Genomic DNA, 25,523 nt, shown 5'->3' on the forward strand with positions numbered 1-25,523 from the left:
ATTGCTACAGAAACGTTTGACCAGACCCACCAAATCCCCAGCAGAACCTCACGCGCGCCGGTCGCGCAGCATGATCTCGAGCGCCTCACGAAGCACCGCATGCTCGTGCCGCAGCTGCTGATTCTCGAGTTGCAGCTGATCGAGCAGCACGAACGGGTCGCTCGACCTCGGCACGCTGAAGACGTCGGCGTCGGTCGGGCGGCCCAGGTCGTTCGAACGAGCTGACGCAGGATGCTGAAGCAGGTCATCCTCTCGGCTCGCTGGAGGCGCACTCGAGTAGGTCATGGTCGGCTCTGGAGAGGCCTCTGAAGAGAAGATCCCGAAATCAGTGGTCTCGAATTCACCGGATGCGAAGCGTGCCTCCTGTGAGTCCGCAGAATCGAGCGGTGCGGCAGAGGCGGCGCCGATGTGGAACGATGTGGCGTCGAACTGGCCTGGATCGAACTGGCCCGGGTCGAACGGCCCTCCGTCGGCATTTGCGGTGTCGAAGAGTGCGACGTCAACCTCGTCGATGTTCGATGGAGCAGCCTCGACAGACTCTGTGGGTGAGCTCGCCTCGGCGACCAAGTCGAAGATCGAGTCGATGGGTGCGGCAGTTGGGGGCGAAGCCAGATCCGAGGCGATATGCGCGCTCGCAGGTCGCTGACGTGCAGACCGAGCCTCGACCGAGCGTCTGGTCTGAACCGGAACCGCGAACGGATCCGACCAAGTCTCTTCAGGCTCGTCTGCAGCATTCGTCGAATCGGCGTCACCGTCACCGTGACCATCACCCAGGCCGGCAGCGGCGAGTTCGGCTGCGACTTCGGCGCCGGCCCCGAACAGCGGACTGAGCGCGCCAGCCGATGTGGGGGCCAGGTAGTCGGGCACTTCACGCTCGGCAGCGGATGCCGCAAGCAGCTCGGCTGACAAGGCGGCGGTGAGCTGCGTGGCTGAGTCGGCCGCAGCCGACACGGGGGCCAGACCTGGCTGGGACTCCAGCCCCGACCCCGACCTGACAAACCGATCGGCCTTCTCGACCTCATGCTGTTGGGCCTCGGCGGCGGCGGACTTCGCGGCCTGTTCAGAGGCATCCCGCTCGGCTTTGCGCGCGGTCTCGTTCGATGTGCGGCGGGCTTCGTCGAGCGCGGCCTGTACGACATCCTGCTTGGGCAGGTGCACCTGATCGGCGTCGACCTCGAGCCGGCGCATCACGGCGCGCACGACGCGGTCGACGACGTTGTTCCAATAGTCGGTGGTGTGCGCGGCCACTTTGCGTACGTCGACGCTGACGTGCTGCAGCACCTCGTGCAGGGCTTCGACGCGCGCAGACGGCACTCCCTTGACCGCCTCAGAACGGGTGGCCTTCTCGAACGCGACGATCACAGCGTGGCTGTCGGTATAGAGGGTGACGTCGTGCGCATCGGCGTGCGCCATCACGGCGGCGATCGCGGCGAGCACTTCGAGCTGGTTCACCGACGGAGCCTTGCGCATGCCCACCCAGTGATCGGGCTGCTGGCCGTCGGGGCAGGGGCGAACCCAGCCGTACACTCCGCGCTTCTCGTTCGGGTCGAATGAGGCGTCGGTGTAGACAGTGATGCTCTCTCCGGCAGCGCTGGTCTTCTTGGGTCTCATCGCCTTAACAGTAGTCGGGTGCGTGCGGATGCGCGCTGCGGTCGGCGCAGGAGAGCCAGCACCCCTCTGAATCGGCGCTGGAGTGCCAGTCTCTGTCACTCCAGCGCTGACCTGTCACTCCTGTACGAAGACCCCGTGCTCTGTGCGAACAACCTGTGTGCTCTCGCGCAGCCCCCGGTGCTCGTGCGGCAATTCGTGCAAACTGCACACGAAAACCACAGCTTGACTAGACTATTCGCGGCATCGGCACGCATCTGCCCCTGATCAGCGGCTCACAAGGCACCGGGTCGGCGGTCGACAGGGCGCGACGTCGGCCGCCCACAAGGCAGACGAGAATACGGATGCTCTGGTTGTGATTCGAGAAGAACCAGCGGGCCGCTGCGCCGAGAAAGAACCGCAGTGGCACAAAGAGAGGATGTGACTCAGCAATGAGTCTTTTCGCGCGCAAGACGATCACACAGGTCAACGAGGATCTCGCAGATCCGGAACGCCAGCTCAAGCGAGAGCTCACCGCCTGGGACATCGCGGTCATGGGTGTCGCGGTCGCGGTCGGCGCGGGTATTTTTTCGGTCGGCGCGCAGGCGGCGGCCAACTACGCTGGCCCTGCGGTCATCATCTCGTTCGTGATCGCTGCGGCGATCTGCGGCCTGGCCGTGATGAACTATGCCGAGTTCGCCTCGACCGTGCCAGTCTCGGGGTCGGCCTACACCTTCTCGTACCTCACCATGGGTGAGCTGATCGCCTGGATCATCGGCTGGGATCTGATTCTTGAGATGCTCATGGCCGCCTCAGTCATCTCGAAATACTGGGGCATCTATGTGCGCAACGTCTTCGAGTTCGTCGGCTGGCACATTCCCACTGACGTGCAGATCGGCCCGTTCACCGCATCGTGGCCGCCGATCGTCATCGTCGCGATCTTCACGACACTTCTCGTGCTCGGTACGAAGCTCACCACGCGTGTGAACAATATCTTCACCGTCATCAAAGTCGGCATCACGATTTTCATCGTGCTCGCCGGGGCCTTCTACGTCAAAGCCGCAAACTTCGTGCCGTTCCTGCCACCGAGCGAGCCCACCGCCGGCGGCAGCGGAGCCGCAGACGTCATGCATCAGTCACTCTTCAGCTTCATGATCGGTGCCGACCCCACCCGCTATGGGGCCTACGGACTGCTTGGCGCCGCCGCACTCGTGTTCTTCGCGTTCATCGGTTTCGACATCGTCGCGACCACGGCCGAAGAGACCAAAGACCCGCAGCGCAACCTGCCGCGCGGCATCTTCGGCGGTCTCGGTCTCGTGTCGCTGCTCTACATCGCGGTCACCATCGTCGTCACTGGCATGGTCAGCTTTCGCGAAATGGCCGAGCAGCCTGAGCCGAGTCTCGCGACCGCGTTCCAGATCGTGGGCGCGAACTGGGTCGGCACGTTCATCACAATCGGCATTCTGGTCGGGCTCACCACGGTCATCATGGTGCTGCTGCTCGGCCTGGCCCGCATCGTCTTCGCGATGAGTCGCGACGGTCTGCTGCCTCGCGCGATCTCGCACACCTCGAAGCGCGGCACTCCGGCTCGCCTGCAGATCGGCTGCGGTGTCGTCGTCGCGGTGATCGCCAGTCTCGGCGATGTGAACGAGCTCAGCGAGATGATCAACATCGGCACGCTGAGTGCGTTTGTGCTGGTGAGTTTCGCCGTGCCCGTGCTGCGCCGGCGCTACCCCGACGTGCCCCGAGGATTCCGCGTTCCCTGGTCACCCGCTCTGCCGATCATCTCGGGTGTGCTGTGCATCTGGCTGATGACGAACCTCGCGGTCGAGACCTGGCTGCGTTTCGTGGTGTGGTTGCTGGTCGGCCTCGCGTTCTACTTCGGATACAGCTACAAGAACTCCCGCGTGCGTCTCGAGGGTGGTCTCGGTTCGCTGCGCCGTACCGAAGAAGCTGACGACGCAGATCGCACGCTGGCTGCTGCCGGCGCAACGGGAGAGGCTGGCGCGACGGGTACATCCCCAGCCGGTAAAACGAGTTCGACCGCACTCACGGCAACCGGTACCGTGTTCATCTGGATCGCGGCCGTGCTCGTGCTCGCCACGGTCGTGGGGCTGTTCGCGGGGATGCTCTCTGCAGCAGGGCTGAACGGAGCATTCGTGTGGGTGCTGATGCTGGCGGCGATTCCGGGACTGGTGGTCTCGCATGTCGCATTGCATCGCGCAGAGAGAATCCACGATGCGAGGGTCGCGTCTGCTGCCGCCTGCTCTGATGGCACGCTGGCCCAACAGCATGTGCATGTGGCCAGTGGTGCGTCGCGTGCCCTGCTCACGTCGCTGTGCATCGGTTACTCGACCGCGGCCGTCGCAGTCGTGGTCGGCATCGTGCACATCGTGGCAGTGCTGTCATAGGAGTGCCAGACCTTTCCGCCAGTTTCTGCGCACAGCTTCTTCGCACAGTTTCTGCGCAGAGGTGCCAGCGCCTCGAGTCTGTTGCGCAGGAATGACGGTGGCTGGTACTTGCGTGCTGGGCTGTCACTCCTGCTCTGGTGGGAGGGCAGATCCGGCTGATCTGACCCGCGAAGATCGTCTAACTCTCAATCTGAACGTGAAAGTTTTACGACACGCCGCCTTTGAGCTTGCCCTGTCAGGTTGCCTAGACTAGAGAGCGTCTTTCGCGCGGGCATGGTTGACCAACGTGGGTCTCGCAAGCAGCACCCATGAACACCGGCCGCCCAAGCATGGGTCAAACGGCCCGGCCTCGCGCGTGCAACAAGGAGGATCGGTGAAGTCTCGCATCATCCCTGGGGCCAGTGCAGCTGGCCTCGCACTCACGACCGCACTCTGGGCCGGCGTCTGGTCAGGCGTTCCCGCAGTAGCAGACCCAGTCACCGCACCGAGTCAGGATGACGTCAATGCGGCCGCGAACGACCCCGGCAAGCGCGATGACCTCGTGAAACAGGTGCAGGGCACGCTCGACAGACTCCAGGCTGATTACACCGCCGCAGCACAGGCCCGTTCCGATGCCGAGTCGCAGAGCGCGCAGGTGCAGCAGCGCCTGTCTGACGCGATCGGCTCGTTCGTCGATCTGCAGGTGCAGGTGCAGAACGCCCAGCAGGCGGCGGATGACTCCAAGCGTCAGGCCGGTCAGGTCACGGCTCAGTTGGCCCGTGGCGGAGGTTCGGTCGCGAACTCTCAGCTCTCGACGGTGGTGGGTGTCGCAGACGCCGACGATGCGCTGAAGCGTATGGCTGCTCTTGACAAGCTCGGCGGCGACGTCGACGGCAAGGTCAAGGGTGCGCTCGCCGATGCGAACACCCTCTCTGCTCTGCGTGATCAAACGCAGTCGCAGCAGCAGGCCCTCGAGCAGCTCGCCGACGAGTACGACCAGCGCACGCAGGCTGCGCAGCAGGCTGCGCAACAGGCGTACGACATGTTCAACGGTCAGACCGATGAAGTCGTGACCCTGCGCGGGCAGCTCGCACAGCTGCAGGGGCAGAACGCCGATCAGGCCAGGCAGCAGGCACAGGCCGAGCGCAGCACCACTGCGCATCAGATTGCGCCGGTCTCAGCAGGCGACGAAGCGAACTTCAACACCGGGGCGGCTCCTGCCGTCGTGCAGCGCCCGGCGGCTGTGGCACCAGCTGCACCTGCTGCCGTGACGCCTGCTCCGAGTCGTCCGCAGACCCCGGCAGTCACACCTGCGCCGACTCCGGCCCCTCAGCCGAAGCCTACACCCGCGCCGACGCCGGCTCCGACGCCGTCTACTCCGGCATCCACGGGAAGCCGCGGTGCGGCCGTCGTCGGCACCGCACGCCAGTACCTCGGCACGCCGTATGTCTGGGGCGGCACTACGCCGGCCGGCTTCGACTGCTCGGGCTTCACCTCATGGGTGTTCGCACGCAACGGCGTCTCGCTGCCGCGCGTCTCGCAGGCGCAGATGAACGTCGGCACCGCGGTCTCGATCGATCAGGCGCAGCCCGGCGACCTGGTGTGGATGAACGGCGGCGGCCACGTCGGCATCTACCTCGGCGGCAATCAGGTGATCCACGCACCGAAGCCCGGCGACGTGGTCAAGATCTCGCCGATCAGCGTCTGGAACGGCAACTACGGCATCCGTCGCGTACTCTGACCTGCTCCTCGGCGGCACCCACAGCGCACCTGGAGGCTGGGGCAGCCGCAGCACAGGTTTTGCTCGGTCGATGGCCGGGCGCCCGTATCGTGCGAAGAATATGTGTCAGATCAGCAGTCTTTCTATCAGATTCATAAGAAATGATGCTCTGAGGAAGACGTATTGCCCAGAACCCGCTACCATGTTGAACAGCCCGAGATTCTGTGTCACCCCCCCGACCGGAGTCTCGGGCCTCTTCATATCGGCTGGGCGTCTGCACCATTGGGACATGCACGATACGATGACTTCTGATGTCACTGCTGATCGACAACGAGCCACGCGACTACGACTGGGGCGCGCCCGGCGGCATAGCGCGTCTGCGAGGTGTTCCCTCCCGGCGATTCCACAGCGCAGGCGCCTTCGTGGCCAGCGAGGTCTCGGCGGCGACTGGATCGGCAGCAGACTCTTCCGTGGCGATGCCGGCCGAGGCTGAGCCCGAAGCCGAGCTCTGGCTGGGCACACATCCCACCTGGCCGTCTGTCGTCGTGGACGGCCCGCATGAGGGTGAGACGCTTTCTGAGGCGCTGCAGGAGCTCGACCGCCCTGCCGACATCGGCTATCTCTTCAAGCTGCTCTCGGTCGAGCGACCGCTGAGCGTGCAGGTGCACCCAGACGCCGATCAGGCGAACGAGGGCTTCGTGCTCGAGAATGCGATGAATGTGCCGCTCAAGGCCGCCGTGCGCAACTATCGCGACCCGAACGCCAAGCCCGAGATGGTCTACGCGCTGAGCGAGTCGTTCGACCTGCTCGCTGGCTTTCGCGATGCAGAAGACGTGATCGCCGACGTCGAGCTGATTCTGCGCAGCTGCCAGTCGCGCACCGAAGAGATCATCTGGCTCGAGCTGCTGCACGCGCTGGTCGAAGACGACCCGATCGAGGCTGCGGTGCGGTGGATGCTGCAAGACGACGCGGTGTTCGGCCGCGCGCTGGCGAATCAGATGCATATTCGCTTCATCGGCGGGTTCGGCGTCTGTGCGAACGAACGCGACGACGTGCTGCGCCGGCTCGACCAGCACTACCCGGGCGACCGCGGTGTGTCGTTCGGACTGCTGCTGCGCCACGAGACGCTGCAGCGCGGCCAGTCGATCTACCTGCGCCCGCGCACGCCGCACTGCTATCTGCACGGCACTGGTCTCGAGCTGATGGGGCCGAGCGACAACGTGCTGCGTGCCGGGCTCACCTCGAAGCACGTCGACGACCACGAGTTTCTGAAGGTGCTCGACTTCGAGCCGTCAGCGCCGAAGCACCTGTACGAGTATCACAAGAACGATGTGGTCGAGGTGCAGGCCGAGGGCGCCGGTCTGCGACTCACGTTCGCGCATGTGGGCGACGGGCAGCGCGCCCGTGTGCCGTTCCATGACGGTGACATCGCCTACGTGATGCATCACCACGGCGACGGGCGTCTGCTCATCGACGACGCAGACGGCTCTCGGCTGACCGTGGGCGAGGGGCAGGCGGCCGTGCTGGTCGACGCCCGCGAACTGCGCCTCGTTGCCCCCGCACAGGGCCACGCCACAGTCGTGGTCGCCGGCCGCGACGGCTGATCAGTCTTCGCCCGGGCCCCGGTCGGTGCTCCACATGACCACTGCTGCAGCCAAACCGATGACGCAGCCGATCCAGACGTTTCTGAAGAGCAGCCCGGCCGCGACGCCGATGATCACACCGACGGCGCTCTTCATCTGCAGGCGTCGGCGTTCGCGAGCCTTGCGTTCAGCGGCAGAGTTCGGCTCAGACTTCTCGGGCATGAAAACAGCCTAGCCGCCGCTGACGGTGCTCTGCCGAGTAAACTTGAAACGTTGAGATCTGTCAGTCGAGCGAGGCTGATCGAATGCCGTGTGCTTTTGTGCTCAAGGGGGAATGACGTATGACGCCCGAGAAGGAACGACCTGACGATGCCCGGCAGCATGGTGCACCGCCGCCACGGCTGCCACAGGTGCCCCATGAAGCAGGTCTCGAAGAAGAGACCGTGAAAGCACGAGCCACCTGGCACGCCCACGATCAGCCAGACGAGGCCACACACCTCGTGAACAGTGACGACGAGGCCACCCAGATTGCGGGCTCGTACAGTCAACAGGCACCGACCGAGCCGATCGGATTCGTGGGCAGCGACGCGGCCGCCGCACCGTACGGTTCGTGGCAGGCCGATGCGGCGAATGCTCCGGGTACGCAGACCTACCAAGGTGCTGCGAGCTATGCCGACGCTGCGGGCTACCAAGGCACGGCAGCTCCCATAGGTGTCGGCTATGCAAACGGCTACGCGCAGCAAGGCGGCATCACTCCGCCGCCGGGGCCCAACGACGGCGCCGGCTGGCCGGCAGAAGCAGGGTGGGGTGACGGAGAAATCGTCGGTGCCCTGAGCGCCGACGAACTGCAGCAGCAGAAGCGCAAGCAGAAGCGACGCTGGGCCTTCATCATCCTGGCCCTTGTCTGCGTCGGTCTGCTGATCGCCGCTGGCTTCATCGCGCGTGCGATCGGCAACAGCTCGACCTACGGGCCCGAGGCCCGCGCCAAGGCCTATCTGCAGGCGGTGGTCGACGGCGACGTCGATCACGCGCTCGAACTGTACCTCCCCAACCTGAGCACCGATCAGCGTGCGCTGCTGACCTCAGAGGTCTTCGGGGCATCCTCGGACAGGCCGACGTCGTTCAAAATCGACGGCACGACGATCTCGGGCGACACTGCCACGGTGAACGCCGACCTCACCATCGACTCGAAGAGCTACCCAATGGCCATCGCGCTGCAGAAGCGCGGGCAGCAGAGCGTCATCTTCGACGACTGGGCGTTCACCGATGGGGGCCTGCAGAAGATCACGGTGAGCTCGCCCGACGCCGTCGACACGGTCAACGGCGTGAAGGTGCAGCTCGGCAGTGCCAATGAGATCTCGGTGCTGCCCGGGGCGTATACGTTCGCCCCGCGGCAGAACAGCCAGTATGTGACGTTCGGCGAGCCGGTGACGGTCAAAGCGTTCAGCCCGGGTGATGCGGATGCCGCCTCGGTGTCATTCACCGAGACCTGGTCGCAGCTGGGTCGCGACTATGCGATCAATCAGGTGAAGAGCCGTATCGCCGAGTGCATGCAGTCTGACAAGTTCGAGCCGGAGGGGTGCAAGCACCTGAAGATGGACGACCCCGGCTCGTATGCCGTCACGGGCATACATCGGTCATGGTCGGGTCAGCCCACGATCACCTTCGCAGACGAAACGGTGCAGCAGTCATCCCGATCGGGCGGCTGGGCAGGTTCGACGAGCTCGGGGCAGGGCTCGAGCGGCCAGAGCAGCCAGAGCGGCACAGCAAGGGTCGAGGGCTCGACTGCCGGATCGGTCGTGCTCACTGGCGGTGATATGCACATCGACTACAAGTGGCGCTACGACGACCAAGACGACTGGGTGGGTGACTCGCGGGTGAACAGCGGAGTCTTCGACTACACGACTGTGGTGCCGGTGTCGATCGGGGCCGATGGCACGCCGCAGCTCGACTTCAGCTCGTTCTGACTGAGCGAATGGTCAGGTGCGAGGCATGAGATCATAGGGCCAGACCACATGGTCGGCAGAAGAACGAGCCGGTTCGCCAGGTGCGGTGAACAAGAGGGGAAGCGATGAACCCCCAGAGCAGAATGCTGACTCGCGATGAACTGCTCGATCTGGTCGATGGCGATTCCAAGCGTGCAGACTCGATCATGCGTGACGTCGGGCTGTTTGACGACTTGGTGCAGATGAAGCTCGGTGCTGTCACGACGGCAGGCACCCTGGAAGACGCCGCCCTCGGCTACATCTCGTCGCTGCATCTGCGTGAGCGCGCATACGACGGCCTCGCAGTTCTGGCCATGCCGGTCGTTCTGACGCATCAAGTTGTGAGCAGGCTCTTGCGAGAGACCGATCTGCGGGCTCTGGTGCACGAGCTGGCCGCGTTCGGCCTGGTTCTGCCCGTACCTGATGACCCGACGGTGATCGGGCAGGTGCCTGATGTCTTTCGTCGCGTTCTGCGCCGACAGGCCGAAGCAGGCCATCCCAAATTGCATCAACATACCGCACAGCTGCTGCGCGAGGTGCTGACTGACACCGGCCAGAGCGCCGAGGTGCGGTTGCGGCAGGCGGTCGAGTTGCACGACGTTGAAGGCATGATCGCCGTGCTGCAGACCAACCTGTATGAGCTGAGCAGCCTGGTGCCCCAGATGACACTCGCGGCGTTGAACAGTCTGCCGCGGCAGAAGATGCAGAGCCTGCCAGACTTGCTCTTCTGCCAGTCGATGTTGACGGTTCCGACGCCTGGTCTCGGGGGCAGGCCAGGCGATCCCGGTGTCGATGGCCTTGCCCAGCTGACGAAAGGGCAATCGAGAGATGTGACCGATCTGAGCCGTGTGCTGCTGCTTCGCCTGCAGCGACGTTTTCGTGAGAGCAATCGTGCAGCTCGCGGCTTGCGATCGCGTGATATCGGCATGATCTTGTTGCACACCGGAATCTCAGCGCTGCTCGCCGGAGACCTCGCTGTGGCCGCAGTCGACTTCGAACGAGGGCGAGCAGATGCCGAGCAGTCGCACGACCGCTATCTGCTGCGCGACATCATCTCGAAACTCGCACTCACCAAAGTGCTGCAGGGCGACGTGATGGCTGCTGAAGAGCACCTCCATCTGCTGCGCACGCTGCCCGAGCCCAGGGGGCGTCTGGGCATCATGGTTCGCTGCGGCGAACTGACGGCTTCGCTGCTCATCGCCGCCGAGCGGCTTGAGGTCATTGACGTGCGGCGTCTTATCGATGCGACGATGGCACCAGAGTTCTGGTCTGATGAGCTGTGGCCGTTCGTGCTGTTGGCCCATCGACGAGGTGCTCAGGTGCTCGGTGTGCCCAGTCTGGTGGCTCAGCGGCTCGCCCAAGTGCACGAGCAGGTGCCTGGGCCAGCGGAATACCCTGCTCGACTCGTCACGATCTGCAGAGCGGAGACGCTCATCTCGCAAGAGCGGCTGAGCGAGGCCACGGCGCAGCTCGATTCGCTGTACGACAGCGATTGCTTCGTCGCGTTGCCGACCCGGGCACGCTTGGCACTCTATGGTGGCGATTTTGCCGCGGCCGAGGCCGCTGCTGCCGCGCTGTGCGACGATGACGAGGTCGGGCCTTTGGTGAGGTGCGAGGCGATCGCATTGCGAGCCTGTGCCGCAAACGAGCTGGGCAAGACGCATCTGGCCGATCGGCTGCTGCGCGAGGCGGTGGCCATTGCAGACATGCAGGGCAGCGCTCGGTCGCTTGCCGTCGTGCCCGGCAATCTCATCGCACCGGTCTATGCTCGCTGTGGGGTCTCGCAGCCGCCTGCACTGGTGCCTGATGCCAAGCCTGTGGTGAAACTGTCCCCGACGTTGCAGCGACTTCTCGCTCACCTCGTCGCGGGGCTGTCGAACACGCAGATCGCAGAGCTGTCGCACATCTCGGTGAACACGGTGAAGACCAACATCAGGCGGCTCTACCGGGCCCTCGGCGTGCACACACGGCAAGAAGCCGTCAAGGCCGCTGCGCGACGAACCCTGGTGCCCTGACCGTCTTCGTGAGGCAAACCGGTGACTCGTCTGCCGGCGTGCGATAGACTCTGAGACTGTTGGCTTGGGGTGGGCCCAGGCAAGGGGGATTGAAATTGTCGTCGAAGACCGACAGCACACCAACGACTTGTGATCACCATGCGGCCGATCAGAGAGTCGGCACGCATTCATGAGCACTATTCCCCAAGTTTGGCAGGCACAGGCACGAGCCGCGAGCGCGCATCGCGCAGAGATTCTGCAGCCGTTTATTCAGCGGCTCTTTCTCACCGACCTGATCGCAATCATCATCGCCATGTGCACGGCACATCTGCTGCGGTTCGGCGCCGATGACCCCGATGTGAGCACCGGACAGTGGCTTGAGCAGCTGCAGCTGAGCTATCTGCCGCTCACCATCGCCTGGGGTGTGCTCTGGGTGCTGCTGCTCTCGGCCTATCACGTGTATGACCCACGGTATCTCGGCACAGGCACCGAAGAGTACCGCAACGTGCTCGGTGCCACGATGCTGCTCTTCGGTGGCGTCGCAGTGTTGAGCTACCTGGTTCGTCTGCAGGTGTCGCGCGGCTACTTTCTGGTCGCTCTGCCGGTCGGCATGCTGCTGCTGCTCGCCAGCCACTGGCTGTGGCGCAAGTGGCTGAGCCGCCGGCGACGTCAGGGCAGTTTCGTGGCATCGGCGTTGATCGTCGGGGGCTCCAGTACAGCGGCTGCGATCGCCCGCGAGATCGCGTCGACGCCAGACGCGGGCCTTCGCGTGGTCGGCTGCTGCGTCGCGAACAAGGTCGAGGGCAGCAACCTCGAAGGCACGAATGTGCCGGTACTGGGTGCTCTCGACGATTGTTTGAAAGTGGCCGACAGATTGGACGTCGACACGGTCGTGGTCACCGCATCACGGCATCTCACACCGACCCGTGTGCGCCGAATCAGCTGGGGGCTCGAGACCAATCGGCGCCATCTTGCCTTGGCTCCGAGCCTGATCGACGTCGCCGGGCCGCGCATTCATATGCGCCCTATGGCCAATATGTCGCTGGTGCACGTCGAGACCCCCCGATTCGACGGGCGCACGCAGCTGCTGAAACGCGCGTTCGACATCGTGGCATCAGGGATTGGCCTCGTCGTCCTTTCCCCGCTCTTCCTGATGATCGCCGTGTGCGTCAAATCGCAAGATGGAGGGCCGGTTTTTTTCAAGCACACTCGAGTCGGTCGACGCGGAAAACACTTTCGGATGTGGAAGTTTCGCTCGATGAGAGTGAACGCTGACACCGAGCTGAAGAAACTCCTTGAAGAGCAGGGCAAAGAAGACCGGCCTCTTTTCAAGATTGAGAACGATCCAAGGATTACGAGACTTGGTCACTTCATTCGCAAGACATCGATTGACGAGCTTCCGCAACTTGTCAATGTGTTCAAGGGCGACATGAGTCTTGTCGGGCCACGGCCGCAAGTTGACGCGGAAGTCGCTCTCTACGATCGTGGCGCAGCCCGCCGTCTGAATGTCAGGCCGGGGGTTACAGGGCTCTGGCAAGTCAGTGGCCGCTCTGATCTTGACTGGGAAGAGGCCATTCGGCTTGACCTCTATTATGTTGAGAACTGGTCTTTCTTTGGTGATCTGCAGATTCTGTTCCGTACGTTCAAAGCAGTCATGAAGTCAGAGGGGGCGTACTGAATGTCGCTGATCATCGACAACGAGCCCAGAGCCTATGACTGGGGAAAACCCGGAGGCATTCGTGCTCTCCGCGGCACTATCTCACGCGCTTACCAGACTGAACGACCTAATGACGGGGTCTTTCCAGCGACTGATCCTGAGACTCCCGAAGCCGAACTGTGGCTGGGCACACACCCAACGTGGCAATCGGTGGTCTCTCGTGGCAACGCTGCTGGGATGCAGCTCTCTGATGCGCTCAGAGCAGAAGGGCGAGAACCTCGTCTCGGGTTCTTGCTCAAGCTGCTTGCTGTAGACAAACCGCTCAGTTTGCAGGTGCACCCTGATCAGGAGCAGGCGAAAGCAGGCTTCGACCGGGACAATCTCGCTGGGCTGTCATTCGACGCCTCCGACCGAAACTATCGAGACCCGAACGCGAAACCCGAGATGCTTTTCGTGCTCTCTGACACCTTCGAACTGTGCGCAGGTGTGCGTCCGATAGACGAAATCTTGATCGATGTTCGTCGTGCGCAACGAAATGTCGAGAATGATGACGCCGAGCATCGTCTCTGGCAGTCCTTTGCTGAATCTCTTGAAAGTCAAAGCGATATCAGTGAGGCACTCAACTGGCTCTTAGCTGATGGCGGAGTCAGGGGATCTTTGCTGACCGAGGCCATCGTCCGTCGTCTGCGTGCAGAACTCCCAGTCTTCGGCGTTGAACGGGATACGCTGGCCGTCAAACTCGATGCGGCGTTTCCTTCGGACCGGGGCATTGCCGTGAGCCTGTTGCTGCGTCATGAACTCCTTGCCCGCGGCCAGGCGATCTTCTTGGAACCGCGCATTCCGCACTTCTACATTGAAGGCTCTGGGATTGAACTCATGGGGCCAAGCGACAACGTCTTGCGTGCAGGCCTCACCCATAAGCATGTCGATATCGACGAGTTGCTGCAGGTCATCGATCCAGAACCGCGTGCACCTCGGCACCTCTTTGAGTATCACAAAGGGCCCATGACGGTCTTCCACGCTGCCGGAGCAGGTCTTCGTCTCGCTCATGCTTCAGCGGAGAACGAGGAACAGCTCCAGTTGCCGTTCTACCAAGGAGACATCGCTTTCGTGATTGACGGGACGCTGGAGGTCAGCGATATGGATGGGAAACGTCAGACTCTGTCGACAGGCCAGGCGGCACTGCTGACGAATGCGCAGGAGCTTCGCTTCACTGCACCTTCAGGGCGACAAGGAACTGTGATTCTCGCGGGTGTGACGGATCCTGAACTGTGAGCGGCCTGATCGTTCATGAATGGCTTGAGCCACGCGGCGGGGCAGAAAAAGTCGTCGACGCCATGCGTGAGGCCTTTCCCGATGCTGACCTTTTAGCACTGTGGAACGACGCGCCAGAGAAGTACCCGGATGCGCAACAGACATGGCTGGCGCGCACACCGCTGCGCAGGCACAAGGCTGCGGCATTACCCGTGCTGCCGGCGACGTGGCGAAGCGTGCGACCATATGCGCATCATCGACAGCATGACTGGATGCTGGTCAGTTCGCACCTGTTCGCCCACCATGTGCGGCCTCGCGGCCTCGACCGAGACATTCCGAAATACGTCTATGCGCACACCCCGGCGCGCTATATCTGGACTCCTGAGCTCGACGGCCGGGGGAGTTCCCCCGCGGTGAAAGCAGCAGCGGCTCTTCTCAAGCCGCTCGATCGAAAGCGAGCGCAGGAGCCAGTGAAGATCGCTGCGAACAGCAGATTCGTTCGTGATCGCATTCGTGCGACGTGGCAACGTGACGCGGATGTCATCTACCCACCAGTTGACGTCGAACGAATTCAGGGTGTGAGCGACTGGCGCACCAAGCTGAATGATGACGAGCAGAGCATCCTCGACAGCCTGTCAGCTGACTTCATTCTCGGTGCGTCACGGTTCGTGCCGTACAAACGACTGGACTGGGTGATTCGCGCTGGAAGTGCAGTTGATGTTCCTGTAGTCATCGCTGGCAGCGGACCCGAGGAGCAGCATCTGCGGGGGCTCGCCGAGGATATGCGCGTTCCAATCACTTTCATCATTCAGCCTTCAACAGCGATGCTCTACGCTTTGTACCAGGCGGCGCGCGTCTTCGTATTTCCAGCGATCGAAGACTTCGGCATCATGCCGGTTGAAGCACAGGCTGTGGGAACACCAGTCGTGACCACAAATATCGGTGGCTCGGTTGAAACGTTGACTGAAGGAGAGACAGGAATCTCCGCACAGGAGGATAGTCAAGCCGCGATCACCGAGGCAGTTGTCACGGCGATGAGTGTGCGGCCAGTCGCCGGAAGGTTTCTCAAGACTGCCGTTGCCCAGGCAGTGACAACCTTTGAGCGGCGACTCCAATTGTTCATTGAAGGGTCTCAAAGCTGATGATCATCTTTTCGGATCCCATGACTCGAAGGGGTGGCGGACAGGTCGTTCTGGAGGAGCTCCTCCGCAGATCTGCTGCGCAGCTCCATGACATCAGACTCGCTATGCCTGCCGAAGGACGCGAGCAGATTGCTGTTCCAGAGGAGGTTCGAGCGGCGGATGACGTGGCTGGACTCCTGCCGATCACTGAGGACGTGAGTCAACCCATTGTCTTTGTCTCGACTGTGACTCGTGGTTACCCAGCTGATCTCTTGGAAGTGAGAAAACTGCGGAGGCGAGGACATCAGATAATCAGTGTGGCAATCATGCATAATTACCCGGAAACTCCGGCCAAAACTGTGGCGACAAAACTCTTCCTCCGGCAGTTTGACTTCGCAATTGCCGTTGAACCGGGGCTCGCACGCCTATGTAAGAACGCGATAATACCGCCGTGGCTGGCACCGGTGAGTAACGACAGCGAGAAGACGGACGGCGCCAGCGCGTTTACTGGTGAAGTGAAGTCATTTGCGCGGCCAGATCCTTCCAAAGGATTGGATCTTCTCGCAAGAATCTATCCTCGGTTGGAAGCGGCTGGTTTGACCTGTCGAGTGGCCCTGGGTACGGCCCTACAAGATCATGTTAAGTATGTCTCTCATCTTCGAAGCAGCTTGTCGCCTTGGCTTGAGCGTAGTCCACGGAGCGCCTCGTGGATCAATCCCGGAGATCTGTTCCTCGTACCGTCAATTGCTGGGGAAACGACCTGTCTCGCGGCACAGGAGGCAATTCTACGAGGTGCATTCGTGATTACGAGTCGTGTGGGCGTTCTGCCATATTTGTCGCCTGAACTCACGAGCCATGTCACGACGGTGACCGGTGATCCCAATGAAATGGCTGATGCCGCACTTCGCGCAGCGCGATTGTCCCCAGAGGATTTTGCTCGGAGAGTTCTTCGGGGCCAACGGATGATTGCCGAGCGCAGCGGTGAATGGTACGAATACACAATCTCGCGACTCAGAGAGTGGAGCAGACCATGAGACAACCTCGTGTGGTCGTGAACTGCCGGTTCATGAGGCAGGATCTCACTGGAGTCCAGCGGTTCGCGGAGAACATTGTCGAGCGTCTTGCAGCATTCGGGCTTGACTTGACTCTGGTGGCTCCGGAGGGAGCCCTCCGGAAGAAGGAAATCGGCGGTGTGCCGATCCGACAGTTTGGTCGCTTCCAAGGCCATCTCTGGGAGCATCTGGAACTCGGACGTTATGTCAACCGACACCGTGCGATACTGCTGTCACTCGCAAACAGTGCTCCATTCCTGTGCTCGAAAAAGATCTCGACGCTTCATGATGTGACGTACTTGAAGTATCCAGAAGGGTATTCACTTCCGATGCGCGTCTTCTTGCGCACTTTTGTGCCGCACATGCTCAAGACGAGTCTGTCGGTTTTGACCGTCAGCCAGTTCTCCGCTTCAGAGATTCGTGACCGTTATCGAGTGTCTGCGGACAAGTTCTCAGTTGTCTATAACGCAGCGGCACCGCAGTTTACCAAGGGGGACGATCCAGTCGGAAAGGACTTTCTGGCGATATACAACGCTGGCGAGAACAAGAACATGCAGGTTCTTGCTGAAGCGTTTGCCGAAACACCGGATAAGCGCCTCCTCCTCGTGGGAGGCAATGCTGGCGATCACTTTCACGGACTCGCGAATGCCGTGTTTCTAGGACGTTTGACGGACGATGAACTCGTTCACCAATATCGATCGGCACAGGCAGTCATCTCGCCCTCATTCTACGAGGGTTTTGGTCTGCCTGTTATCGAGGCGCAGGCGTGTGGGACACCTGTCATTGCATCAGATATCCCGGTGTACCGTGAAGTACTCGCCTCCAGTGCCACATTCTTCCCACCCACAAACAGTCGTTTGCTCATGGAAGCCGTTGACCGAGTAGATTGCATGGGAGCGGCTGAGCGGCAAGAAGCGCGACGAGTGAGCGTCAAGAACGCGCAGCGATTCTCTTGGGATGAGTCTGCTCGTGTGGTCGTCAGAGCTGTCGAACGCATTGGTGCCTCTCTGGGGGCCAAAAATGACTGATGCTGACTTGGGATATCGCTCTCTGAACCCAGGGGGGAGGCAGACCCGAGACAGCAAGGTCTCGGCTGGGGGTGAGCGGCAAGGTGCGTGGCCTCGGCGAAGCGCGACAGCCTTGATCGTTTTTGCCATCGGTCTGCCTCAAATCGGCCTCATCGCTGGCCTCGCGGGCGTTGACAGCGGCATGCTCACCCTCCTGGTTACTCTATGTGCGCTCATCGCCGCTCTCATCGGTATGACTAGGGGGATTCCTCGAGTCGGCGGAGGTGCCGTTCTGGCATGGGTAGCAGCCACTTTGATCATCATGCTCGGACTCATCGTAGGCTTGGCAAACCTTCCGACGCTGCAAGTGATGCAGGGGCTGCGTATTCTTGCACTGCCCTTGCTCATTGGCATTGGAGGCTTTGCCCTCGCGGAATCAGATCTTCGGATCGTTATGCGAGTGCTGAGCCTTGTCATCGTCGGGAGCGCAATCGCTGCCACAATTGAGGTATCCCGGGGTGTTGACTACCTGATCGACGCAGGGCTCACCTATGGTACGACTGTGCGGACGTATGAGGGCGAAACGCTCCGTGCGCCCGGTCTGGCATTGACGAACTACGATCTCGGGTCGTTCGCGGGAGTGTTCACCGCACTGTGCCTCCTCTGGTGGATCAGAAATGAGCAGTCGAAGCTGGGCCGCGTATGGGCGGTCTTTGCGTCAGCTGCAGGTATTGCCTGCCTTTTTCTCTCTGTCTACCGTACTGGCCTCATTCTCTTGGTCGTTGCCCTTGCACTTGCTCTCATAGCGATGCTGTACAAGCGTCCGGCGCTGGCCATACTTGCTGGAGCGGGTATTCTGGGAATCTATCAGTTGGTTGGCCGTTTGGGATTCGACAACGCTGAAAGCCTGACCAGCCGACAAGAAACATGGGGGCAGCTTCTCGAGGCAGACTCGGGGTTCTTCGGCAGCGGTATCGGCGCCGCTGGTGCGGCATCCGGTGGTACGGCATCAGTTGCGAGGATCGTGACAGACAATTACTTCTTGAGTATTTGGGTGCAGTTCGGGGTGCCAGGGCTGGTGCTCATTCTTCTGCTGCTCATCTGGGGGGTGAACGTTGCATGGCGGTCTCTCCGGTCTGCGGACATGTACTGCGGGCTTGTCTTTTGTGCTGCCCTCGTGGCATGTTTGTTTGTCGAGTTTTGGGAGTACTCTTCTGCAATGGGATTTGCCTTGCTCGTCTACTCGGTTGTTCACCGCTGTCATCGTGAAGTAGAGCTGAGATCGCGGTCGTTGGCCAACACGGACAAGCTTAAGATTGAAACAGAAAACACCACGACTAGACCGAGGCGGCGGCGGCGATGAGAGTAGTCATTGTCAATACTGCCTACTCTCCCGACCTGTTGGGCGGCGCAGAACGATCGGTTGGAGAACTGGCTCAGGGACTGGCTGAGCGCGGCCACTCGGTGTCCGTGATCTGTTTGGGTAGTTGGCGCGCTGAAGACGATGAAGGAGCGGTCAAGATTAAGCGCTTATTCCGACGACGGCTTGATTACGTCACGAGGGGGAGTGCTTCAGCAGTCTGGAAGGCTCTCTGGCATGCCACTGAGCTCGTTCGATTGGGTAGCTTCATGAGACTTCGCGCTCTCTTTCGAGAGCTTGACCCCGACATTGTTCATTTCAACAACCTGTCGGGATTCGGTATCGCTGCATGGGCTTCTGCTCGCAAGATCCCGTCCATTCAGACGTGCCGAGACTACTCTCTCATTTGCACATCTGCACTGGGGCAACGCAACGGGGAGGACAGGTCTGGACGTGAAGTAGCGAACCGGATCTTGAAAGGCGTGTACCGGCTGAAGACTTTCGCGCCGAGTCTGGTTGTCGGCGTCAGCGACTACGTCTCAAAGAGAATGGAAGCTGCTGGCGTATCCGGACGGTTGGGGCGAAATGTTACGGTGTATAACCGCCCAGATTCTATTCCTCTGTCAGATCACAGACAGGATGGCTCCGTTCGTTTCGGCTTCATAGGGCGCGTGTCGAAAGACAAGGGCATCGAGGTCGTCTTGGAAGCCTTCAAAATGGCGAACATCGAGGGCGCCCACTTTATTGTCGCTGGTGGCGGTGAAACGAACTACATTGAGCATCTTCAGCGGCGCTTCCAGTCTGAGGTAGAAGCCGGTGCCATCACTTTCGCCGGCCCCGTTCTTCCGCAGGAATACTACCCGAGCGTGGACATCGCCCTCGTACCATCACAGTGGCAGGAACCTTTCGGCCGGGTCGCAGCTGAGGCTCTCATGTCCGGTTCTGGGCTCATCTACTCGGAAGCGGGCGGCCTACCAGAGGTGGCGTCACTCTACGGAGGTGACTCGAGCCCGGTTCATGACTATACCTCTCCAGATGCTTGGGCGCAGGCGATGTCGCGAGCGGCACGGCAGGAATGGTACTCATCCACTTCACGTCATCCTCCAGTGGATACACCTGTCGATCGGTACTCCAAGCTATACGACAGAGTTCTGGCGGCCGAGCGCGGCTCAGACGCTAGCTGAGATGCCTACGACGGATCATGCTGAACATGGACTGAAAATCTGAGAGTCTAAAAGCATAGAACGCGTGCAGTGGTGTCCCGGTGAGTTTCCTGTTGAAGACGATGTTCAGATTTCCGGCGAGAACATTTCCTGCCAAGGTGGCCAAAGCAGCACCGACACTGCCCAACGTCGGAACGAGGCAGATGAGCAGCGTCGTGTTGGCAATGAGTCCGAAGGTGATTGCGGTGCTTCGCAAACCTGGGTGGCCGAGGCCGGATAGAGAGGCTCCAGCGACTGACCCCGGGTTTCCGAGGACCACTGCAAGAAGCAAAATCAACGTAGACGGGATCGCATCGGCGAAGTCTACCCCGAAGAACAGCGGCAAAGCCCAGCAGATATTTGCGCCGATGACCACACTGGTGAGTGTGGTCACAACGGTGGATATTCGGGAGATGCGAGCCACCCGTTTGGGATCGGCCTTGTCTGCTTCAGATGCGAACACGACACCCGTCACGGCGCCATTGAAGAACAAGGCAACCTCGCTGATGCTTGCCGCGACAGTGTAGAGCCCGAGTTCACGGACAGACGACAGAGGTGTCATCAAGAGCTGGTCAAGCCTCATCAAGAGGATGCCGGCCAGCGAGCCGATCCAAACACGAGCCGCATATGAGCAGAGAGCGCTGATGGTTGGAGGTGTCTGGCTGCTTGCGGAAGGGCTGGCTTTTGTCTTGCTATAGGGAAGAACATAGATGAGTGCGGGCACCACCAAGGCGCCTGCCATGACCAAGGTGGCAGTTCTGACCGACAGGTGTGACGAGAGTAGCAGAAAACCGATACCGAGCAGACGGACGATACTTGTGCCGAGCTTCTCGTAGAACACGCGTTCCCAAGCCATGCGGCCGCTTGCGATACCTCGCAGGCCTGCGAGGATCAGTGACGGCGCGATCCACAGGGATGTCATCGAGATCAGAAACGCAAGAAAAGCATCCCCACCAGCCAGGAACTCGGCAGAGATAGCCACCAATCCAGTGACCAGGAGTCCTGACCCAAGCAGCGCACTTGTCGCCCAGACGACGAGCCGCTTCTCTAGAATCTTGAACCGAGCGACTGAGTAGGTCAGAGACTCCGGAATTCCAAAGGTGGCCGCGGCATTGGCAAGCAGGAGCGGCGCTAACGCCGCTGCTACCTCGCCTCGCCCTGTGACTCCAAGACCGAGCGCGAGCATGGGCTGTACTGCCAGGCTCCCGATCGGTGCGACAAGAGACGCGGCGGTGCTAAAGGCGATGCTTCTGCGGATGGAAGACATCAAAGGCCCTTGCGTGCTGTAGCTGAAAGAAGCGCACTAGTGAAGACTGTCACTCAGTAGACTCCCGCCAATACGGCGCGATAGTGTTCTTCCAGCAACCTTGTCTGGGTAGACAGACTAAACGATGTCTCTAAACGTTCTCTCCCCCGTAAACCGTACTCTGAAGCTAAACGACTGTCGCTGAGTATTGTGAGGATATCTGCGGCAAGACCGGAGCTGTCGGCCTCAGCCGACAGAAGTCCGGTTTCACGGGATATGACTGCCTCGGGAATGCCTGAGTGCCTGGTTGAGACAATGGGCAGTCTGGCACCCATCGCTTCCAGAAGAACCATGGGCAATCCTTCGGAATCTCCATTTGCCGCGGTCTGGGAGGGAAGGCAGAACAAGCGTGATTGCAGGAGTAGTTCGCCGACAGACTCGTGGCTTTGTGACCCGAGAAAGTCAATTTGCGCTGTGGAAAGGGTTGCCCGACGCTGCAGCTCAGTACGCAAAGGGCCATCGCCAATGATTGCGGCGTGGACAGGCATTTGTTTTGAAACAGTGCTCAGGGCATCGATGAGGGTTGCGACTCCCTTCTTTTCCACGAGCCTGCCGACAAACAGCACATCGTACTTCTTCGGCTGAGAAGGTTGAATCGCTTGGATTCGTGTACCGATGTGATGCACGATGACCTTTTCAGATGGTGCCCCGAGCGCGATTGCTTTCTCTCTGATGAACTCTGAGACTGCAATGATAAGGGAGGCTTGATCCAGGGTGTCGCGAATTGCTGTGTGACGAAGTCGCACGCCGAACGAGCCGAGTCGCGAGGGTGAATCCGGGTATGAAGTTACGTCTTGTCCGTGCAATGTGACGACGAGTGGGATCTTCTGCGCAGCGAGAGAAATGCGAATCTGCATTGCACTTTGGAGGAAATGAGCGTGAACGAGAGCGGGTCGCGTTGACGGTGTTCGAATGAGTCGCGAGAGCGCTTGGACGCGACCTGTGTGCATACTCACTTTTGCCTGAATTCGGTGAAACGGGGTTCGAGGGTAGAACACCGTATCAGTCATGCGAGACAACGAAGGATGCGATGTCGTCTTGAAGAGCCCTACATAGCGGGGGTCGAAATCTCGTAGAGCGTCACCTTGATCCCTGATGAAAGTTTCAGACAAGGGCAAGAGATCCGTCTTGTAGATGAAAACCTTGGGACGATCTCCCCTGTCTACAGCGGAGGTGTTGCTCTGCATTACTTCAGTCTCTTCCGTAGATGTCTCGCGTGTAGACCCGATCAGCTACGTCTGCCAGCGCAGAGGTGATTCGGTTCGCTACGATGACGTCCGAACGGCGTTTGAACTCCTCGAGACTCTTCGACACCTCAGAACCGAAGAACGATTCGTCTGTCAAAGTCGGTTCGTAGACAATGACTTCCAGGCCCTTGGCCTTGAGACGCTTCATGACACCTTGAACCGCGGACTCACGAAAGTTGTCAGAACCTTCCTTCATGACCAGGCGATAAATCCCGATGACGTGAGGCTTGCGTCGCAGAATGTCTTCGGCGATGAAGTCCTTGCGTGTCTGGTTGGCGGCCACGATGGCGGATATCAGACTCTGAGGCACGTCTGAGTAGTTAGCCAAAAGCTGTTTGGTGTCTTTGGGAAGGCAGTATCCGCCGTATCCGAAGGAGGGGTTGTTGTAGTGCGTGCCGATTCTGGGGTCGAGCCCGACGCCTTCGATGATGCGGCGTGTACCTAGGCCGCGAGACGAGGCATAGGTGTCGAGCTCATTGAAGTAAGCCACACGTAACGCGAGGTATGTATTCGAGAAGAGCTTGACTGCCTCGGCCTCTGTGGAAGCGGTAAGTAAGATTGGCGGGTCTTGATCAAGAGCCCCTTGACGCAGGAGGTTCGCGAAAGCAGATCCTGTCGGTCCCAGATCTCCGACAACGATGCGTGAAGGGTGCAGATTGTCGTAGAGCGCGTGACCTTCGCGCAGAAACTCTGGCGAGAAGATTATGCTTGATTCTGGATGTACATCTTGTCTCGATTTCGTGAAACCGACCGGTACGGTCGACTTGATCACGATATGTGTCGAGGCATTTGCTTCCAAGGCTTCATTGAGCACGTTGTCAACCGAGGCAGTGTTGAAGTAGTTGCGATCGGGATCATAATTCGTGGGAGTTGCTATGATCACCCAATCCGCGTCACGGTACGCAGCCGTCCCATCTTGCGCGAAATCAATATCCAGATCACGCTGCGACAGATACTCGCTAACTTCTGCGTCATCTATCGGCGACTGGCGCTCTTGGAGCATGTGCACTCTTGCTGCGTCGATATCGATGCCCGTGACGTGATGATGCTGAGCGAGCAGAATCGCATTCGAGAGACCTACATAGCCGAGACCGACGACAACAATGTTCAACTTGCCTGTCGCAGAAGGTGCGAAACTGCCCACCGAGAAGCCCCCTTGGATTTTGTCTGTGCGGCGATGTCCGCACGGGTGAAGTCGCGGGCTGGCGCTAGATGCAAGGCTACCAGTATGCGCAGCGGGTCGGGAAATGCCGCCGGCAATGTGAATTCTGATGCACCATGATATTCTGGAGAGTGGTGCAGTAAATCGCGGTATGAGTGATACTCATGCCGCCAGAGCCGTAGGGGAGAACTCGAGTGACACTCGACGAATACATCCGGGTGTTCCGCAGGTATTGGTACGTGCTGGCCATCGGAATAGTCGCAGGTGTCTTGGTGGCGGCTACTGCGGCCTTCCTGCAGCCGAAGACCTACACTGCTGATTCGAGCGGCTTTATCACCACGCCGACGCAGGCGAATGACGGGGGCAATAGCGTCGGCTCTGCAGTGGCCGGCGACTCATACGCCAAGAGTCGCGCGAAGTCTTATGCCGACTTGGGCAAGACCCGTGCAGTGGCTCAGGAGGTCGTCGACAAGCTTGGGTTGAAAACAAGCCCAGAAGACCTTGTCGGGCAGATCTCAGTCAGTGTGCCTCTGAATACCGTGACCGTAAAAGTTACCGCAAAAGCATCCACGCCCCAGGGTGCCAGCGATCTTGCGAATGCCTGGATCGCGGCAATGGGCACGCAGATCGCTCGTCTGGAGTCAGGGCAGGCTACCGACAGCTCAGCCGACGCCAAGGGGGCAGAGTCACAGGGTGAGCCGGCGGCCACATTGACGCCGCTCGAATCTGCCGTCGTGCCGACTTCGCCAAGCTCGCCCAACCTCAAACTGTACCTTGCTATCGGGGCCCTGGTGGGTCTTGTAGCTGGCCTCGTGTATGCGCTGGTGCGTCGTCAATACGACCGTCGCATCCGGTCGAGCGACGATATCCGTCGGGCAACAGAGACACCGATTGTCGGTACTCTGCCCATCCAGAACTCGCTCGTGAATTCTCGGTCCAGGCTTTCAGCAGCTTTCGGCAGCAGCGCTGACCCAGCAAAAGTTGAAGCGTCGACGCGGCAGCTCAACGAGGCACTCCGCGAACTGCGCACGAACATCTCGTTTCTTGACGTCGATCGCCCCCCGCGTTCAATCGTCGTGACTTCGGCGCTTCCAGGCGATGGCAAATCGACTGTGGCGGCGAACTTGGCCGCGGTCTTCTCTGAAACCGGTTCGACCGTGGTGCTGATCGATGGCGACCTGCGCAAGCCGACTGTCGCTGACTCATTCAACCTCAGCGGTGACCTGGGGCTAACTGATGTGCTCGCAGGGCGTACGACTCTTGATGTCGCAATGCACCGGTGGTCGGATGAACGTGCACTCTTTGTGCTGCCGGCTGGCAGCGTGCCGCCAAACCCGAGCGAGTTGCTCTCATCTGACGCATTTCATGACCTTGTGAAGTCGTTCACTGAAGAGGGGGCCACAGTCATCATCGATGCACCACCACTGCTGCCAGTCACAGATGCGGCTGTGCTCACGGCACGCAGCGACGGAGCGCTGCTGGTTGTGGCGGCAGGGCAGACTCGTGTCGACAGTCTCTCTGCAGCGCTCGAACGCCTGGATAGCGTAAAGGGGCGCACTCTTGGCGTCGTGTTGAACCGTGTGCCGACCAAGGGGCTCGACAAAGGCGCCTACGGCTACTATCAGGGCGACTATTACGGGGCGTCTGAGAAGGGTCACGAGAAGACGTCGGTGCTGCAGAAGGGCAAGACCGAACGGCCTCGGCGCCGCCGTCCTGCTGCCTCGCAGCGGCACGACCGAGGAAACGCGCGTGAAGAGACGTCAGTGAGCATTGAATCCTTCTTCACTGATGCTGACCCCGTACCGTCTCACGCGCCGACCAAGCGCCCACTGCTCGGCGACGACACAAGGCCATGAACGGGGGAAGACGGTCGATCTTCGCCGATCAGTTTCGCCG

The 25,523-nt window shown here is 60.6% G+C and carries 18 protein-coding genes; 13 read left to right on the top strand and 5 right to left on the bottom strand.

The window, feature by feature from the left end; translation table 11 throughout:
* Positions 1 to 48 precede the first annotated feature (48 nt).
* Positions 49 to 1,611, bottom strand: a complete 1,563-nt coding sequence (locus F8O07_RS03705) for an RNase H family protein (protein WP_158030793.1) — start codon at positions 1,609 to 1,611, stop codon at positions 49 to 51.
* A gap of 428 nt (positions 1,612 to 2,039) precedes the next feature.
* Between F8O07_RS03705 and F8O07_RS03710 the strand changes: the two genes are divergently transcribed.
* From F8O07_RS03710 to manA (F8O07_RS03720), 3 genes are all read left to right on the top strand, one after another.
* Positions 2,040 to 3,998, top strand: coding sequence for an amino acid permease (locus tag F8O07_RS03710; RefSeq protein ID WP_158030794.1), 1,959 nt, complete (start codon positions 2,040 to 2,042; stop codon positions 3,996 to 3,998).
* A 373-nt stretch (positions 3,999 to 4,371) separates the two neighbouring features.
* Entirely contained in the window at positions 4,372 to 5,718 is a 1,347-nt protein-coding gene (locus tag F8O07_RS03715; RefSeq protein WP_225733158.1) for an NlpC/P60 family protein, read from the top strand.
* A gap of 290 nt (positions 5,719 to 6,008) precedes the next feature.
* Complete coding sequence (manA, locus tag F8O07_RS03720; protein ID WP_158030795.1) at positions 6,009 to 7,301, top strand: mannose-6-phosphate isomerase, class I; 1,293 nt, start codon at positions 6,009 to 6,011, stop codon at positions 7,299 to 7,301.
* Here the strand turns inward: manA (F8O07_RS03720) and F8O07_RS03725 are convergent, their stop codons facing one another.
* Positions 7,302 to 7,502: a hypothetical protein gene (locus F8O07_RS03725; protein ID WP_158030796.1), complete on the bottom strand. Its 201-nt coding sequence runs from the start codon at positions 7,500 to 7,502 to the stop codon at positions 7,302 to 7,304.
* Positions 7,503 to 7,621: 119 nt separating this feature from the next.
* Between F8O07_RS03725 and F8O07_RS03730 the strand changes: the two genes are divergently transcribed.
* The 9 genes from F8O07_RS03730 to F8O07_RS03770 all read left to right on the top strand — a co-directional run bounded on the left by F8O07_RS03730 (position 7,622) and on the right by F8O07_RS03770 (position 19,894).
* A complete protein-coding gene (locus tag F8O07_RS03730; RefSeq protein WP_158030797.1) occupies positions 7,622 to 9,247 on the top strand; it encodes a hypothetical protein in 1,626 nt (541 codons plus the stop codon).
* Between the two features lie 104 nt (positions 9,248 to 9,351).
* Entirely contained in the window at positions 9,352 to 11,280 is a 1,929-nt protein-coding gene (locus tag F8O07_RS03735; protein ID WP_158030798.1) for a helix-turn-helix transcriptional regulator, read from the top strand.
* Between the two features lie 169 nt (positions 11,281 to 11,449).
* Positions 11,450 to 12,937: a sugar transferase gene (locus tag F8O07_RS03740; RefSeq protein ID WP_158030799.1), complete on the top strand. Its 1,488-nt coding sequence runs from the start codon at positions 11,450 to 11,452 to the stop codon at positions 12,935 to 12,937.
* A complete protein-coding gene (gene manA, locus F8O07_RS03745) occupies positions 12,938 to 14,191 on the top strand; it encodes a mannose-6-phosphate isomerase, class I (RefSeq protein WP_158030800.1) in 1,254 nt (417 codons plus the stop codon).
* Positions 14,188 to 15,312, top strand: coding sequence for a glycosyltransferase (locus F8O07_RS03750; RefSeq protein ID WP_158030801.1), 1,125 nt, complete (start codon positions 14,188 to 14,190; stop codon positions 15,310 to 15,312). The genes manA (F8O07_RS03745) and F8O07_RS03750 overlap by 4 nt, the downstream gene beginning before the upstream one ends.
* A 104-nt stretch (positions 15,313 to 15,416) precedes the next feature.
* Complete coding sequence (locus F8O07_RS03755; protein ID WP_192496619.1) at positions 15,417 to 16,325, top strand: glycosyltransferase; 909 nt, start codon at positions 15,417 to 15,419, stop codon at positions 16,323 to 16,325.
* The gene (locus F8O07_RS03760) at positions 16,310 to 17,371 is read left to right on the top strand and encodes a glycosyltransferase family 4 protein (protein ID WP_192496620.1); all 1,062 of its coding nucleotides are present in this window, start codon (positions 16,310 to 16,312) and stop codon (positions 17,369 to 17,371) included. The genes F8O07_RS03755 and F8O07_RS03760 overlap by 16 nt, the downstream gene beginning before the upstream one ends.
* A 112-nt stretch (positions 17,372 to 17,483) precedes the next feature.
* Positions 17,484 to 18,713 carry a hypothetical protein gene (locus tag F8O07_RS03765; RefSeq protein WP_158030804.1) on the top strand — a complete coding sequence of 410 codons (1,230 nt, stop codon included), beginning with the start codon at positions 17,484 to 17,486 and terminating at the stop codon, positions 18,711 to 18,713.
* Positions 18,710 to 19,894 (top strand): glycosyltransferase, encoded by a 1,185-nt coding sequence (locus tag F8O07_RS03770; protein ID WP_158030805.1) that lies wholly within the window; start codon positions 18,710 to 18,712, stop codon positions 19,892 to 19,894. Before F8O07_RS03765 ends, F8O07_RS03770 begins: the two co-directional genes overlap by 4 nt.
* Here F8O07_RS03770 and F8O07_RS03775 read toward each other — a convergent pair.
* Genes F8O07_RS03775 through F8O07_RS03785 form a run of 3 tightly spaced genes read right to left on the bottom strand, consistent with a single transcriptional unit; the run spans position 19,887 to position 23,576 of the window.
* Positions 19,887 to 21,179: a polysaccharide biosynthesis C-terminal domain-containing protein gene (locus tag F8O07_RS03775; protein WP_158030806.1), complete on the bottom strand. Its 1,293-nt coding sequence runs from the start codon at positions 21,177 to 21,179 to the stop codon at positions 19,887 to 19,889. The two genes, F8O07_RS03770 and F8O07_RS03775, sit on opposite strands and share 8 nt — an antisense overlap.
* A 53-nt stretch (positions 21,180 to 21,232) precedes the next feature.
* On the bottom strand, positions 21,233 to 22,405 hold the full coding sequence (locus tag F8O07_RS03780) for a glycosyltransferase (RefSeq protein ID WP_158030807.1): 1,173 nt from the start codon (positions 22,403 to 22,405) through the stop codon (positions 21,233 to 21,235).
* A 4-nt stretch (positions 22,406 to 22,409) separates the two neighbouring features.
* The gene (locus F8O07_RS03785; protein WP_158031773.1) at positions 22,410 to 23,576 is read right to left on the bottom strand and encodes a nucleotide sugar dehydrogenase; all 1,167 of its coding nucleotides are present in this window, start codon (positions 23,574 to 23,576) and stop codon (positions 22,410 to 22,412) included.
* Between the two features lie 245 nt (positions 23,577 to 23,821).
* Between F8O07_RS03785 and F8O07_RS03790 the strand changes: the two genes are divergently transcribed.
* Positions 23,822 to 25,483 carry a polysaccharide biosynthesis tyrosine autokinase gene (locus tag F8O07_RS03790; RefSeq protein ID WP_158030808.1) on the top strand — a complete coding sequence of 554 codons (1,662 nt, stop codon included), beginning with the start codon at positions 23,822 to 23,824 and terminating at the stop codon, positions 25,481 to 25,483.
* The last annotated feature ends 40 nt before the right edge of the window (positions 25,484 to 25,523 follow it).

Origin of the sequence: Pseudoclavibacter sp. CFCC 13796 (assembly GCF_008831185.1) — a bacterium.
GTDB lineage: Bacteria > Actinomycetota > Actinomycetes > Actinomycetales > Microbacteriaceae > Pseudoclavibacter_A.

Bases quoted from the DNA above. Each gene is read 5' to 3' on its own strand.
- F8O07_RS03705 (WP_158030793.1), bottom strand. From the start codon at position 1,611: ATGAGACCCAAGAAGACCAGCGCTGCCGGAGAGAGCATCACTGTCTAC.
- F8O07_RS03710 (WP_158030794.1), top strand. From the start codon at position 2,040: ATGAGTCTTTTCGCGCGCAAGACGATCACACAGGTCAACGAGGATCTC.
- manA (WP_158030795.1), top strand. From the start codon at position 6,009: ATGTCACTGCTGATCGACAACGAGCCACGCGACTACGACTGGGGCGCG.
- F8O07_RS03725 (WP_158030796.1), bottom strand. From the start codon at position 7,502: ATGCCCGAGAAGTCTGAGCCGAACTCTGCCGCTGAACGCAAGGCTCGC.
- F8O07_RS03730 (WP_158030797.1), top strand. From the start codon at position 7,622: ATGACGCCCGAGAAGGAACGACCTGACGATGCCCGGCAGCATGGTGCA.
- F8O07_RS03735 (WP_158030798.1), top strand. From the start codon at position 9,352: ATGAACCCCCAGAGCAGAATGCTGACTCGCGATGAACTGCTCGATCTG.
- F8O07_RS03740 (WP_158030799.1), top strand. From the start codon at position 11,450: ATGAGCACTATTCCCCAAGTTTGGCAGGCACAGGCACGAGCCGCGAGC.
- manA (WP_158030800.1), top strand. From the start codon at position 12,938: ATGTCGCTGATCATCGACAACGAGCCCAGAGCCTATGACTGGGGAAAA.
- F8O07_RS03755 (WP_192496619.1), top strand. From the start codon at position 15,417: ATGCCTGCCGAAGGACGCGAGCAGATTGCTGTTCCAGAGGAGGTTCGA.
- F8O07_RS03770 (WP_158030805.1), top strand. From the start codon at position 18,710: ATGAGAGTAGTCATTGTCAATACTGCCTACTCTCCCGACCTGTTGGGC.
- F8O07_RS03775 (WP_158030806.1), bottom strand. From the start codon at position 21,179: ATGTCTTCCATCCGCAGAAGCATCGCCTTTAGCACCGCCGCGTCTCTT.
- F8O07_RS03780 (WP_158030807.1), bottom strand. From the start codon at position 22,405: ATGCAGAGCAACACCTCCGCTGTAGACAGGGGAGATCGTCCCAAGGTT.